The organism is Saccharopolyspora galaxeae (genome assembly GCF_016526145.1).
Classification (GTDB): domain Bacteria; phylum Actinomycetota; class Actinomycetes; order Mycobacteriales; family Pseudonocardiaceae; genus Saccharopolyspora_C; species Saccharopolyspora_C galaxeae.
In genome coordinates, this window is the sequence record NZ_JADDUE010000015.1 from 42,372 (window position 1) to 55,952 (window position 13,581).

A 13,581-nucleotide genomic window follows, 5' to 3' on the forward strand; every position below is an offset into this window, starting at 1 on the left:
CTGTCAGGCCACGGAGATTCCGCCGTTCACGCTGACGACCTGGCCGGTGATCAATCGGGACAGCGGCGAAGCGAGGAAGAGCACGAGATTGGCCAGGTCCTCAGGTTCGGTGGCGCCGAGGTGGGCCTGCGAGGTGATGCGGTCGAAGATCTTCTTGCTGAATTCCTGATCCATCGCCCGGTCGTAGGAGCCGGTGCCGACGATCAGCGACGGGGTGATGACGTTGACCCGGACCCCCTCCCGCTTGGCCTCCAGTGCGAGGGTCCGGGAGAACGTCGTGATCGCCCCCATCGCAGCCCCGATGCAGGTTTCCCCCGGTGTCGGCACCTTGGTCGCGTCCGAGGCAATGTTGATGATGGAACCGTTCCGCTGCTCCGCCATGAACGGGAGCACGGCGCGGCTCATGAGCAACGGCGCCACCGCCTGCTCGGTCACGACCTTCGCGACCTGTTCGGTGGGTGTGTTCCGGAGCAGTGTCGGCTGGTACGGAGCTACCGTCGAGTTGACCAGAACGTCCAGCGCCCCCAGCCGCCGGTGTGCCTCCCGGGCGGCCTCTTCCGCGGATGCAGGGTCATTGGCGTCGGTCGGCAGGAATTCGAGCTCGGCACCCGGAACGTTCTCCTGCACATGACCGACTGCCCGCTTGCCGCGCTCCTCGTTGCGCCCCAGAACCACCAGCCTGCGACAGCCCGCTTGGGCGAAGGACACCGCCGTCGCCAAGCCCACGCCGGAGGTCCCGCCCGCGATTACCACCGCCGTCTCGGAGAAGTCGAACCCATCAGCGGCTCGCAGCGCCTCGTGCGCCCGATCGGTCATGTCTTGATTCCTTTCATGTCCACCTAGTACGGCTCGGAGCGCCGCGCCACGGAGTTCGCGCTCCCGTACGCGCGAATACAGGTGCTCAGACGGGCCGGATCGGAAGAATGGGGTGGTCGGCCGATGGCTCGACCGTCTCCGGCACTCCGCAGGTCGAGCAGGACGGTGCCGCCCCGGAAGTGACCAGCGTTGCGCGCTCGTCCGTCTCGGTATCCGGACTCTGCGTCCTGGGCTCTCCGCGGTCGCGCGCCAGTAGCGCCGCGCCGTAGGCACCCGTGATCTGCGGCCACCTCGGCACCGTGATCGTCTCGCGCAGCGCCTCCTCCAGGAACCGCACCACCGCGGTGTTCTTGGCGACCCCGCCGGTCATCACGACGGGGCTCCGCTTGCCGACCTGCGCCACAAGGCCGGCCATGCGCGCCGACACCGCCCGGTGCACCGACGCGGCGATGTCCTCCCGCCGCTCCCCCGCTGCCAGCAGCGAGATGAGCTCGGTCTCCGCGAAGGTCGCGCACATGCTGCTCACTTCGAGGTCCTTGCCACCGTTCAGCGCGAGCTCGGAGAGTTCGGCGATGTCGCACTCGATCGCGCGGGCCAGCACGTCGAAGAAGCGTCCGGTACCGCTCGCGCAGCGGTCGTTCATCGCGAAGTTGTCCGCGATTCCCTCGTCGTCCACCTGGATCGCCTTGCTGTCCTGCCCGCCGATGTCGACCACGAGCCGGACTCCCGGGCACATCGCGGCGACGCCGCGCGCGTGGCAGGTGATCTCGGTGAAGGTGCGACCGGAACCCGGGACCAGGCGGCGTCCGTAACCGGTCGCGATGGTCTGCGCGATATCGGATTCCGCTAGCCCGGCCGAGTGCAGCGCCGCGTCGACCGAACGGCTCAGACCCGCCCGGCTCACCGCCCCCATCTGCACGACCTCGGAGGCGACGATCCCGCCGAAGTCATCGACGATCACCGTCTTGGCCGTCGTCGACCCCAGGTCAACACCCATGAAGTGCTCAGGCATCGTCGCCTCCAGGAAATCCGCGGATCGGCCGGTCAGCCCGTGACGGCGCGACTGCGCCGCACGTCGATGCTCTCCAGCATCGCCACCAGCCGACTCTCCAGAACCTCGTCCTTGTAGAACGACGCATCTGCGACGTCACCTTCGAAGAAGATGGACGGGATGCCGAGGTCGCGCTGGGCCGCCTTGGCGACCAGCTGCTGCGGGTTGGTGAAGGCGCGGCAGGTGCGGGTGGAGTGGAACACGATCCCGTCCATCCCGTACTCCTCGCAGTCGCGGAGCACCAGGTCCTGGATCGTCTTGGTGCCGTGGTTGGTCGGGCACAGCAGGTAGTGTTTGGCCATGCCCGGGATCGGATTCTCCGGGTCGATCATGTGCGGCTCCTGCCAGAACGCGTGGTGGGTGTAGCGCCCGGCTATGACGGAGACGTCGTGGGCGGCGAACTTCTTGGCGAGCCAGCCCAGTTTGTTCCAGTTCATGATGCCGTCGAAGTAGAGCCGGTAGCGCTCGTTCTGCACGCCGCTGATCCCCTCCGCGACGCGCCGCTCGACCTCCGCCTTGACCGCCGCGAAGAAGTCCACGAGCTCCTGGCTGGCGGGCAGGAAGTTGATGTGCGCGATGCTGGAGATCCAGTCCCAGAACGTCGCCGGGGCGGGGGTGAGCTTGCACAGCGCCATCGCCTCACGGCGGAGCTCGGAAGCGCGCTTGATGTAGGCCATGTTCTGCCGCAGCGCATCCCAGTCGAAGGGCCGCCCGGTCTGGTGCTCGATGAAGTCGATCAGTTTGTAGAGCTGATCCTCCACGTGCAGCGAGGTCTGCTCCCACTCCTCACCGACGAGGTATCCCGCATCCGGCTTGTTGCCCCACAGGAACGGCAGGGAGACGTTGAACATCGGCAGCTCTTTGCCGAACACCCGGAATGAGATGTCGTCCCACTGCTGGCCGGTGCTGCACCCGGAGTAGGCGTTGACGAAGAAGTCGGGAGCGGGCAGCTTGCTGGCGAGTTGCTCCTGCTCGGGCATGCCCACGATCCCGGTCGCTTCGCCCTGGCGGCTCTTCTGGGTGAGCACCGCGCATCCCAGGTGGGTGCGGGAGTACGAGCAGAGCTCACCGATGTAGCCGTACTCCTCGCCCGCCTGCTGGGCCGGTACCTCCAGGTGCTGCGCCGCCAGCCGTGCCGAGAATGCCTCCCCGTGGCACCACACCAGGCCGGCCGCCTGGAAGATCGGGTTCAGCGCCTGGCCGTTGTACCAGACCACCTGGTCGCCGCGCTCACGTGCGTTGAAGACGCCGTCCCAGTAGTCGGAGATCATCTTGCTGCCGGCCTTGTTGACTTCCAGACGCCTGGTCTTGTCCATGACTGGAGTGCTCATGTGATCACTTCCTGCGATTGGGAGCGGCTGCGCTTCGGCAGCGGCAGCGGTTCAGGTATCAGGAGCTGACGAGCTGGGTGCGGCGAATGCGTTCCAGGAGCGCTTCCACCCGGGTCCGGACGTTCTCCTCCGGGACCCCCTCGTGCTCGGTCTCGATGAGCAGGTGCGGGACACCTCGTTCGTCCAATGCCTTGCGCAGCTCGGGGTAATAGAGCATGTGCGGCTCGCAGAACTTGACCAGCAGCACGATCACGCCCTGCGCCCCACTCCGGTCGATGGAGTTCAGCAGGTAGTCCTCCCAGTCCGCCTCGTGCTGGACCAGCGTCGAGCACGGGAGGTTGGCGTCGCGCTTCAGATACCAGTCGCTGAGTGCGTCCACGGGATCGACGTCCTCGGGCACATCGGTCGAGATGTACCGCATGCCGGTGAACAGGTCGTCGTCCACGACGAGCGCACCGCAATCCTCGATCGCCCGCAGGAGTTCCGGTTTCGGGGCGTGGCTGAAATGGCCCGACAGGTACAGCCGGACTCGGTCGTCGCGGGGTACTTCCGCGGCTTCCGCGATGACCCGTCGGAGCAGTTGGGTGTGCTCGGCCTTGTCCATGACCATGCTGGACTTGACCAGCACTTGCATGTCCTCGGCGGTGAACTGGGCGTTGCCCGACCTGCGAGCCTCGAAGATCTCCCGCAGCAGCCTGCGGTTCTCATTGAACAGCGCGATGCTGCGGGACAACGCCTCCGGCGTCACCGGAGCCCCGGCGAACTCGCCCATCTCGTCCACAAATGACCGCATCATCTTCCGGGTGTCCTCCGGGGTCCACCGATCGCCGAGCGAGGTCGGCAGGTGGCCGAAGTACATCGGCTTGTCCGGCGACTCGAACCGGACCACGTCCACCGCGCCGAGCAGCTGGATGCAGTGGTCGGCCAGGAAGAACCCGTCGTAGAGGTCGAGCTTTCCCTTGGCCGCGGAGTCGGCGATGTTGCGGGTGTAGCCGCAGTAGAACTCTGCCAGCAGGTTGCGGCCGTGGGTGTCTGGCTCGCGGTTCTCCTGGATCACCACCGGCAGCGCCCCGGCGGCGTGCGCGATCTCGGCCGGGAAGTTCATTGGGAAGGCCCCGACCACCTTGCCGCCGGTTCGCTCCTTCCACCGCGCGACGTAGGCGTCCGGGTCCTCGGCGATCTCGGCGAGCGGGGCCAGCGCGGCCGCGAGTGTCTCCGACACGTGTTCACCTGCCTTCTCGAACTTCCCGCCTCGCGGGAGGTGTAGGCGAGCTGCGGGAACCGATCTCCCGTTCGTGCTTGCCCACCATGTGTAACCCCAACAGTGTACACTTCGCAACACTCGAAGCCCAAAAATGTATAAGTTTTTGCCCTCGCGGCCGCCCTCGCGCAGACTCAATATCATACATTCATGGACACTAAGGGCCCTTGAATGTATCTTCCCTGGCGTCCGAGGCCCGCCGCCGGCCACGCATCCGTCCGCATCTCGCACGCGCGGGCGAGTGCCACGGCACGCGAACCGCCCATCGCGCGGGCCAGTGCGAAGCCTTTCCACCGACCTTCGAGGAGCCGATGACCATGGGCCCGATCGCCAACCGGTACACCCGGCTGTCCGACATCGAGCATCCGATCGTGCAGGAAGGACTGGGGCCGTTCCGCACCCCCAAGCTCGCCGCGGCGGTGAGCAACGCGGGCGGTCTCGGGACGGTGAGCATGCCCGGCTTCCCGCGCGACCTGGCCGAAGGAGCCCGGGAGTTCCGCGCGCACATCGAGGAGTGCGCCGCGCTGACCGACAAGCCGTTCGCGGTCAACGTGCCGGTCGGCGTGGACGGCGACGGCAAGGTCCTGGAGTTCACCGACACCTACATCAAGACCGCGCTGCGGGCGCGAGAGGAGGACGACCGGATCGCCGAGCGGCTGACCGTGCTGACCACCTCCGCCGGATTCCCCGGCGCGTACGTGGCGCCGATCAAAGACGCCAGCATGGTGCACCAGCACAAGGTCGGCTCCACCGCCCAAGCCGTCAAAGCCCAGCAGGCCGGGGTCGACGCGATCATCGCCGCCGGCTTCGAGATGGGCGGGCACGCCCCGAGCAAGGGGGTGCACACGTACGTGCTCGTGCCCAGCGTGGCCGCGGCCGTCGACGTGCCCGTCGTGCTCTCCGGCGGAGCCAAGGACGGGCCGACCCTGGCGGCGGCGCTGTGCATGGGAGCCGATGCGGTCGCGATGGGCACCAGGTTCATCGCCTCGGAGGAGAACTCCGACTGGCACCCGTACTACGCGCAGGCACTGCTGGCGGCCCGGGAGGGCGACGACATCGCCTTCACCGGCGTGTACGGCCCGTGCCGCGGGCTGCGCAACCGAGCGTCCCTGCGCCTGGCCGAGGAGCACGGCGAGACCACCAACCCCGCCGAGCTCTTGCGGTGGAAGATCGAGTCCATGCAGCGTGCGCAGACCGAGGGGGACGTGGAGGACGGGCTCGTCCTCGCCGGGCAGGTCACCGGTGCGATCCAGGACATGATAAAGATCGCCGAGTTCGTCCCCGCCATGGCCGACGAAGCAGCCGCCGTGCTCGACCGGCTCGCCCCGGGGGCGCACAGCTGAACCACCGCCGGGGCGGGCACCACTCGCCCGCCCCGGCACCGCCCGGGATTTCCGGTGGCGCCACCGGAAATCCCTGCCGCTCCGCGCCGGATCGGGGTTGTGCGCGGAGCCACCGGGGTTCGTCACCGCAGCGGTTCAGTGGCCGGCTGCCCGCTCGGGCAGCTCGGCGATCGGCTCGACGTCGAGGTCCGTCCTGCCCACCTTCGACCCGCCGCCGGAGACCCCCGCCTCGACGAAGAAATCCGCATTCGCCTTGGTGTACGCGTCCCACTCCTCCGGGACGTCGTCCTCGTAGTAGATGGCCTCCACCGGGCATACCGGCTCGCAGGCACCGCAGTCGACGCACTCGTCGGGGTGGATGTAGAGCATCCGTCCGCCCTCGTAGATGCAATCCACCGGGCACTCGTCGATGCACGTCTTGTCGAGCACGTCCACGCACGGCTCGGCGATCACGTAGGTCACGATTGGATCCTTTCGATTCCCCGGTCGTCTGGGGACGACCGCGTACCACCTCGGATTGGCTCGCTGGTGGTGGGCGCGGCACTGGCACCGCGCTCACCGGCGTCGTTCGCTGACGAGTCCTTACAAAATGGTTTTTGATCTGTGTCCCGTCAGTGGCGGAGCCGCTGAGTCTCCGCCACCCGACCCACTACGCAGATCATTCTGAAAGAACTTCTCAGCGGTCTCCGCCGAGAAGGCCTTGCACGGGGGGCTGCCCGACGACGTGCTCGACCGGCCGGACGATGGGCGCGACCGCGTCGTTCACCGGTGGCGGGAGGAGTTGCTTCACCGGTTGCAGGACTCCCTTCCCGGGCGGCGGGTCGGGCGCGGGCGCCGGGTCGCTGCCCTCCTGCGGTGGCTCTGGTTCCTGAGGCTCGGGTTCCGGCGCGGGGACGGGGTTCTGCGGCTGCTCCGCCGCAGGCGGGGGCGCAGCGGGCGGGGCCGTCGCGGCCGGGGAGTCGCCGCCGGTGTCGCTGGGCGATTGGAACGCGGCAAGAGTCAGCAGCTCCGACGAGGCGCGCTCGTCGGGAACGCCGCCGCCTCCGCTCTCGTAGGCGCGCATCCAGCGGAGCACCAGGTTGACGTAGTCCTGCGAGTGGTTATAGCTAAAGATCGCGGCGCGCAGGTCTTCCGGTGTCGTCAGATCACGACCCCCGCCGCACAGGTAGCGGGAAGCCGCCAGCGAGGCGTCGTAGACGTTCTGCGGGTCCTTCGATCCGTCGTGATCGCCGTCCGCGCCCCATCTCGCCCACGAGGACGGGATGAACTGCATCGAGCCGGCGGCGCGCGCCGATTGCCCGCCGTCCTGGATCGAGGCCGTCCCGTTCGTTCCGTCCAGCGACGGGCCGTAGATCGGGTGGATCAGATCGCCCTCGGGGGTCACGTCGCCGCCGCGGGCGTGTCCGGACTCGACCTTGCCGATGCCGGCCAACAGCGACCAGGCGATCCCGCAGCCCGGCTCGTCCCGCCGCTGGGCGTCGATCGCACGCTGATAGGAATCGAGCACTGTTGCGGGGATGCCGTACTTCGGGGCGACCGGGACCGCGCCGGCCTGGAGCGCGCGGGGCCCCTTGGCCGGTCTTTCGGGCACGGCCGCGGGCTGTGCACCCGCGAGCGGCTCCGGCGCCGCCATGTTCTGCGGCGGCGGAGTGCCGTGCGCGGCGTTCGACCCGCTCGCTTCGACGTCCGCCTCGCTCGCCCAGGGTGTTTGATCCGCCGCCCCGAGCGCCAGCATTCCGGCCAGCGCGGCCGCCTGGTAGCACCGGATGCGGCGCTGCGCGCCGAATCCGTGCGCCGGTGTGCCGCGTTGTCGCGGTCCACGGTTGCGAACCATGATCACAGACCTCCGATTTCCGGATGCGATGTGAGTACAGAGAGACCGCCGCGGCGGTTGCGCGGGCGTGGACGATCGGCCGTCGGGAACGCTGGCGGACTGCGCGGCGACTCCGGGATGGGTTCGGGCTCTGATCGGCCGCTGGGGGAGTTCACGTGACGGACGAATGCGAGCACCCGGCCGTCACGGGGATACCGTCCAGGTGTCGGTTCCGTTCAGCAGAGACTGGAGATCGGCACGTTCGCCACGCCCGGCCGCCGCCCGCACCTGTTCGCGGACGAGGTCGTCGTACGCGGGGCGGCGCACCTGCCGGAAGATTCCGGTGACGACATAGCCCAGGTCGTGATCGGTCAGGCGGGACAGTCCGAACGCCTGCGTCGGGTCGTCCGCGGCCGGGTCGTGCCGCAGCACGGCGTCCGCACCCGGCTCGGCGACGCGGCGGACGGCGAGTGCGCCGCTGGCCGAATCGCGTACCACGCCGAATTCCCCCGCCCCGTCCGGAGATTCGGGACCAAACCGCACCGGTTCACCGTCGCGGAGCGGAATGATGCGGCGCTCGGATTCCGCCTTGTCGGTGAGCACGTCGAACGCGCCATCGTTGAAGACCGGGCAGTTCTGGTAGACCTCGACCAGCGAGGCGCCGCGGTGGTCGGCGGCGGCCTGCAGCACGTCGGTGAGCATCTTGCGGTCGGAGTCGATCGCCCGTGCCACGAAGGTGGCTTCGGCGCCCAGCGCCAGCGAGACCGGGTTGAACGGGTGGTCCACCGACCCCGCGGGCGTCGACTTCGTGACCTTCCCCGGCTCGGAGGTCGGCGAGTACTGGCCCTTCGTCAGACCGTAGATCCGGTTGTTGAACAGCAGGATCGTAAAGTTCACGTTGCGCCGCAGCGCATGAATCAGGTGATTGCCGCCGATGGACAGCGCGTCCCCGTCCCCGGTGACCACCCAGGTCGACAGGTCCGGGCGGGACAGCGCCAGCCCCGTGGCGATCGTCGGCGCGCGGCCGTGGATCGAGTGCATCCCGTAGGTGTTCATGTAGTACGGGAATCGCGACGAGCACCCGATTCCCGAGATGAACACGATGTTCTCGCGCTTGAGCCCGAGCGTCGGCAGGAACGACTGCACCGCGTTGAGCACGACGTAGTCCCCGCAGCCCGGGCACCACCGGACCTCCTGGCCGGACTTGTAGTCCTTGGCCTTCTGCGGTTCGGTGCTGCCGGGGACGTCGTGCTGCCCGCCGACGAGCGGCAGGCCCAGGTCCGTCGTCATGCTCGCACTCCCTCTAAAAATTCGCGGAGGACACCCTGGAGCTCTTCGGCCTTGAACGGCAGACCGGCGACCTTGGTATAGTCGGCGCAATCGACGAGGTACCTGGCTCGGATCAAGGTGGCCAGTTGACCGAGGTTCATCTCCGGGACCAGCACGCGCTCGTAGCGGTGCAACACGGAACACAGGTTCGCCGGAAACGGGTTCAGGTGACGCAGGTGGGCGTGCGCCACGTCGTGGCCTTGGCCGCGGATTCGCCGCACCGCGGCGCTGATCGGGCCGCACGTCGACCCCCAGCCCAGGACCAGCGCCTTGGCCCGGTCGCCGGGATCGTCCACCACGACGTCCGGCACGTCGATCCAGTCGATCTTGGCCTGGCGGAGCCGGACCATTTTGTCGTGGTTGTCCGGGTCGTAGGAGATGTCGCCCGTCCCGTCCTCCTTCTCCAGCCCGCCGATCCGGTGCTGCAGGCCAGGCGTGCCCGGCACCGCCCAGGGCCGTGCCAGCGTGTCGGGATCTCGCAGATACGGCCAGAACTCCCCTGATCCGTCCGTGGCATTGCCCTCCACCGCGAACGCAACCCGCAGATCGGGCAGCTCGGCCACGTCCGGGATCAGCCACGGCTCGGAGCCGTTGGCGATGTAGCCGTCCGACAGCAGCACCACCGGAGTCCGGTATTTCAACGCGATTCGCGAGGCTTCCAGCATGCTGGCGAAGCAGTCAGCGGGCGAGGACGGCGCCAGTACGGCGACCGGCGATTCCCCGTTCCGGCCGTACATGGCCTGCATCAGGTCGGCCTGCTCGGTTTTGGTGGGCAGGCCCGTGGACGGGCCGCCGCGCTGGATGCCCAGCACCACCAACGGAAGCTCGGTCATCACCGCGAGGCCGATCATCTCCGACTTCAGCGCCAGGCCCGGCCCGGACGTCGAGGTGACGCCGAGACCGCCGCCGAAGGCGTGCCCGACTGCGGCCCCGACGCCGGCGATCTCGTCCTCCGCCTGGAAGGTCGTGATGCCGAAGTCCTTGTGCTTGGCCAGTTCGTGCAGGACGTCCGAAGCCGGGGTGATGGGGTAAGTGCCCAGCAGGACCGGCAGTTCGGAGCACCGCGACGCGGCGACGATCCCGTACGCGAGCGCGGTGTTGCCGGTGATCTGCCGGTAGGCACCGGGGGCGAGCTTGGCGGGTGCGACTTCGTAGCTGACCGCGAACGCCTCTGTCGTCTCGCCGTAGTTCCACCCGGCCCGGAACGCCTGCACGTTGGCCTCGGCGACTTCCGGCTTCTTGGCGAACTTCTCGCGGAGGAACCGCTCGGTCGCCTCACCGGGCCGGTTGTACATCCAGGAGAGCAGGCCGAGCGCGAACATGTTCTTGGAACGCTCGGCCTCCTTCTTCGACAGACCCGATTCCTCGAGCGCCCCGCGGGTCAAGGTGCCCATCTGCACCCGGTGCACGGCGAAGGATTCCAGCGACCCGTCACCCAAGGGGTCGGCGTCGTACCCGACCTTGGCGAGGTTCCGCTTGGTGAACTCGTCGGTGTTGACGATCAGCGTCCCGCCGGCCGAGAGGTCGGCGATGTTGGACTTCAGCGCGGCCGGGTTCATGGCCACCAGGACGTCCGGCCGGTCGCCGGGCGTGGCGATGTCGGTGTCGGCGAAGTGCAGCTGGAACGACGACACCCCGGGCAACGTGCCGTGGGGAGCGCGGATCTCCGCCGGGAAGTTGGGCAGCGTGGCGAAGTCGTTGCCGAACAACGCCGTCTCGGAGGTGAACCGATCGCCGGTGAGCTGCATCCCGTCGCCGGAGTCGCCGGCGAACCGGATCACCACCCGGTTCACCCGCTCGACCGAAGCGCGCACGCCAACCTCCTTGTGAGCCGGAACAACCCGGGCGCAGTGCGCTGGGGCGCACCCTGCCGACGCCGAACGATCGACCCGGCGCCGGCAGGCTCCCCGCGCATCCGCGCCAACACCCATGCCCACCGGCTCGGACTCCGTCCGAGCCGGTGACCACCAATCGACAATATACTACATCGATGCGTACTCACAATCCGCGTGTGTAGTAGTTTCTTTTGGATTCGGAGCTACCCCGGCAGACGTTGACATGCAGTGGAACGTCCCGCACGACACTCACCGAGCGAACTCAGCTTGTTGCACATCGGGATTTGTTCGAGCCGCGGGCACGTGTCAGGAGAGCCAAAAGTCCACTTAGGACGCGACGCGCGGCAGCTCCGAAGGCGCGGAAAGTACTACACTACCGACGACCTCGTTTCAGATCAGGTCATGTCGTCGGTCGCGGCTGGGCCGGGTCCTGTCCGTCCGCCGTGCTCGGTCCGGACGCGGAGCGGCACGGCGCCGAGCTAACCGATGTCCCGGCTGGTGAACCAGATGGCAACCTGGGTGCGCGACTTGACGCCCATCTTGCCGAGCACGTTCTCGACGTGACCTTCGACCGTGCGCTGGGAGATCACCAGCCGGTCGGCCATCTCCCGGTTCGTGAGGCCCTTCGCGAGCAACCGCGCGACCTCGCGCTCGCGGCGGGTCAGGTTCGGGATGCTGGAGCCCACCTTCTCGCGGTGGCCGATCCTGGCCAGCTCGACGGCATCGGTGATCTTCAGCTGCTCGCCGCGCCGCGCGCCCTCCTCGAATGCGCCGTCGCCGAGCTCGCCGCGGACCCGTGCCTCGTAGCGGTCGTGAGTGTCCACCAACGTCTGCGAGCCGAACAACGGATCACCGACCGTGGCCCACCCCGTCCGACTGACACCGAACAGCTGCGCCGCCCGCCCCGCGTCGCCCTCCTCGACGGCGACCCATGCCAGCAGCTCGAAGGCCGCCGAGATGCCCAGCCGATCGTTCAGCGCGCTCTTCACGTCCAGCGATCCCCGCAGCGCCTCTGCCGCCATCGCGTACTCACCGCTGGTCCACCTAGCGAGGCCCAATACCCATAGCCCCCAGGAGAGCGCCCACCGCTCCCCGTGCGCTTCGCTGGTGGCCCGGCACTCCTCGCAGAGCTCGATGGCGCGATCGGTGGTCCCGAGCAAGCAGGACACGAAGGCGAGCTGGGCCACGCCGAGCACGGTCAGCGAGTCGACGACCCCGGCGCTCCGGTGGAAGTCGACCGCCTCTACCAGCAACGGCTCCGCGCGTTCGAGATTGCCGGTGAACTGCTCCGAGGAGCCCCGGAACTGGCAGGTCAGCGCGCGCGCACGTTCGTCCCCGAGCGTCTCGGCGAGCTCCAGGCACTCGTCGAAGCAGATCCTGGCCGCCACGTGGTCGCCTTGGGTCATCGCGGCGTAACCGGTGACCCACAGGGCCTTCGTCCGGGCGGCACCGGCACCCGGGGCGGCCGCCATCGCCCGCTCCAGCCAGTAACGGCCGTCCTGCAGGTGGCCGCAGGCGTTCCAGTAGAAGCACAGGGCGCCAACCATGTGTATTCCCGCGGCTTCTTCCCCCGGGGTGGTCAGACAGAAGTCCAGTGCCGCCCACAAGTTGGCCTGCTCGCTCTGCAACCTGTCCCACCAGTAGAACTGGTCGGGGCCGAACCAGTTCTCGTCGAGGCGCTCGGCGAGACGCAGGTAGTAGTCGCGATGCTGCGTCCGGAAGATGCGCTCGAGTCCCGCGGCGGCCAGCTTTTCCCTGCCGTACGAACGAATCGTCTCCAGCAACCGGTAGCGGACGTTCGATCCTGCTTCCTCCCGGAGCACGACCGACTTGTCCACCAGATCCGACAGCAGTTCGAGAACGTCGTCAGCGGTCGTGGTCTCGTCGGTGCACACGGCTTCGGCCGCTTCGAGATCGAAGCTGCCCGCGAAGATCGCCAGCCTGGCCCACAGCGCCCGCTCCTGCTCGGTGCACAGGTCGAAGCTCCAGTCGACGGCGGCGCGCAGCGTCTGGTGCCGCCCCGGGCCGCCCCGGTTGCCGGAGCTCAGCAACCGGTACCGGTCACGGAGCCGCTCGAAGATCTGCTCCACCGACATCGACCGCAGCCGCACAGCCGCCAGCTCGATCGCCAGCGGTAACCCGTCCAATCCCTGGCACAGCTTGGAAGCCGCCTGCTTGGAGGTGGAATCGAGGCGGAAGTCGGGCAACACCGTCCGCGCGCGTTCCTCGAACAGGTCGAGCGCCTCGTGCCCGTACACGTATCCGCCACGCGTCGGTGCCAGGTTCGCCAGATCCGGGATGGACATCGGTGGTACCGGCCAGCTGCACTCACCCAGCAGTCCGAGCACCTCCCGGCTGGTGGCGAGCACGACGACTCGGTTGTCCTCGCGCACCAGCTTCGCGATCAGCGTCGCGCAGGCGCCGAGGAGATGCTCGCAGTTGTCCATGATGAGCAACAGCCGCCGCTCGCCGAGGAATTCGAGCAGTGCCGCCTCGCGAGACCGCGTCGACTGGTCCGGGACACCGAGCGCCTCCGCGACGACGTGCGGGACCAGCGCCGGCTCGCTGACCTTCGCGAGTTCGACCAGCCAGACACCATCGGGAAATTCCTGCCGCAATCGGTCGGCCACGCGCACCGCCAAGCGGGTTTTGCCGACACCACCGACACCGGTGAGCGTGACCAGCCGAGATTCACCGAGCAACCGCGTTATCTCGGCCAGCTCCCGCTTGCGACCGACGAAACTGGTCAAACCTTCGCCGAGCTCCCTGACCTGAGCACACACCCGTGATGTCCCCTTCCCG

10 protein-coding genes are annotated in these 13,581 nt (G+C 68.2%); 1 reads left to right on the forward strand and 9 read right to left on the reverse strand.

The annotated features are described in order from the left end of the window. Positions 1-3: 3 nt before the first annotated feature. From INP57_RS26565 to INP57_RS26580, 4 genes are all read right to left on the reverse strand, one after another. A complete protein-coding gene (locus tag INP57_RS26565) occupies positions 4-816 on the reverse strand; it encodes an SDR family NAD(P)-dependent oxidoreductase (protein ID WP_200073097.1) in 813 nt (270 codons plus the stop codon). Between the two features lie 85 nt (positions 817-901). Further along, entirely contained in the window at positions 902-1,828 is a 927-nt protein-coding gene (locus tag INP57_RS26570; RefSeq protein WP_200073098.1) for an acyl-CoA dehydratase activase, read from the reverse strand. Between the two features lie 32 nt (positions 1,829-1,860). Continuing rightward, positions 1,861-3,198 (reverse strand): 2-hydroxyacyl-CoA dehydratase subunit D, encoded by a 1,338-nt coding sequence (locus INP57_RS26575; RefSeq protein WP_200073099.1) that lies wholly within the window; start codon positions 3,196-3,198, stop codon positions 1,861-1,863. A gap of 58 nt (positions 3,199-3,256) precedes the next feature. Next, complete coding sequence (locus tag INP57_RS26580) at positions 3,257-4,420, reverse strand: 2-hydroxyacyl-CoA dehydratase subunit D (RefSeq protein ID WP_200073100.1); 1,164 nt, start codon at positions 4,418-4,420, stop codon at positions 3,257-3,259. Positions 4,421-4,770: 350 nt separating this feature from the next. On the opposite strand from INP57_RS26580, the gene INP57_RS26585 reads away from it, so the two are divergent. Then, the gene (locus INP57_RS26585; RefSeq protein WP_200073101.1) at positions 4,771-5,802 is read left to right on the forward strand and encodes an NAD(P)H-dependent flavin oxidoreductase; all 1,032 of its coding nucleotides are present in this window, start codon (positions 4,771-4,773) and stop codon (positions 5,800-5,802) included. A gap of 135 nt (positions 5,803-5,937) precedes the next feature. Here the strand turns inward: INP57_RS26585 and fdxA are convergent, their stop codons facing one another. From fdxA to INP57_RS26610, 5 genes are all read right to left on the reverse strand, one after another. Next, complete coding sequence (fdxA, locus tag INP57_RS26590) at positions 5,938-6,264, reverse strand: ferredoxin (RefSeq protein ID WP_200073102.1); 327 nt, start codon at positions 6,262-6,264, stop codon at positions 5,938-5,940. Between the two features lie 214 nt (positions 6,265-6,478). After that, the gene (locus tag INP57_RS26595; RefSeq protein WP_200073103.1) at positions 6,479-7,636 is read right to left on the reverse strand and encodes a lytic transglycosylase domain-containing protein; all 1,158 of its coding nucleotides are present in this window, start codon (positions 7,634-7,636) and stop codon (positions 6,479-6,481) included. A 183-nt stretch (positions 7,637-7,819) separates the two neighbouring features. After that, complete coding sequence (locus INP57_RS26600) at positions 7,820-8,905, reverse strand: 2-oxoacid:ferredoxin oxidoreductase subunit beta (protein ID WP_200073104.1); 1,086 nt, start codon at positions 8,903-8,905, stop codon at positions 7,820-7,822. Continuing rightward, positions 8,902-10,758 (reverse strand): 2-oxoacid:acceptor oxidoreductase subunit alpha, encoded by a 1,857-nt coding sequence (locus INP57_RS26605; RefSeq protein ID WP_307850297.1) that lies wholly within the window; start codon positions 10,756-10,758, stop codon positions 8,902-8,904. Before INP57_RS26605 ends, INP57_RS26600 begins: the two co-directional genes overlap by 4 nt. Positions 10,759-11,258: 500 nt before the next feature. After that, positions 11,259-13,529, reverse strand: a complete 2,271-nt coding sequence (locus INP57_RS26610; protein WP_200073105.1) for an ATP-binding protein — start codon at positions 13,527-13,529, stop codon at positions 11,259-11,261. Positions 13,530-13,581: the final 52 nt, after the last annotated feature.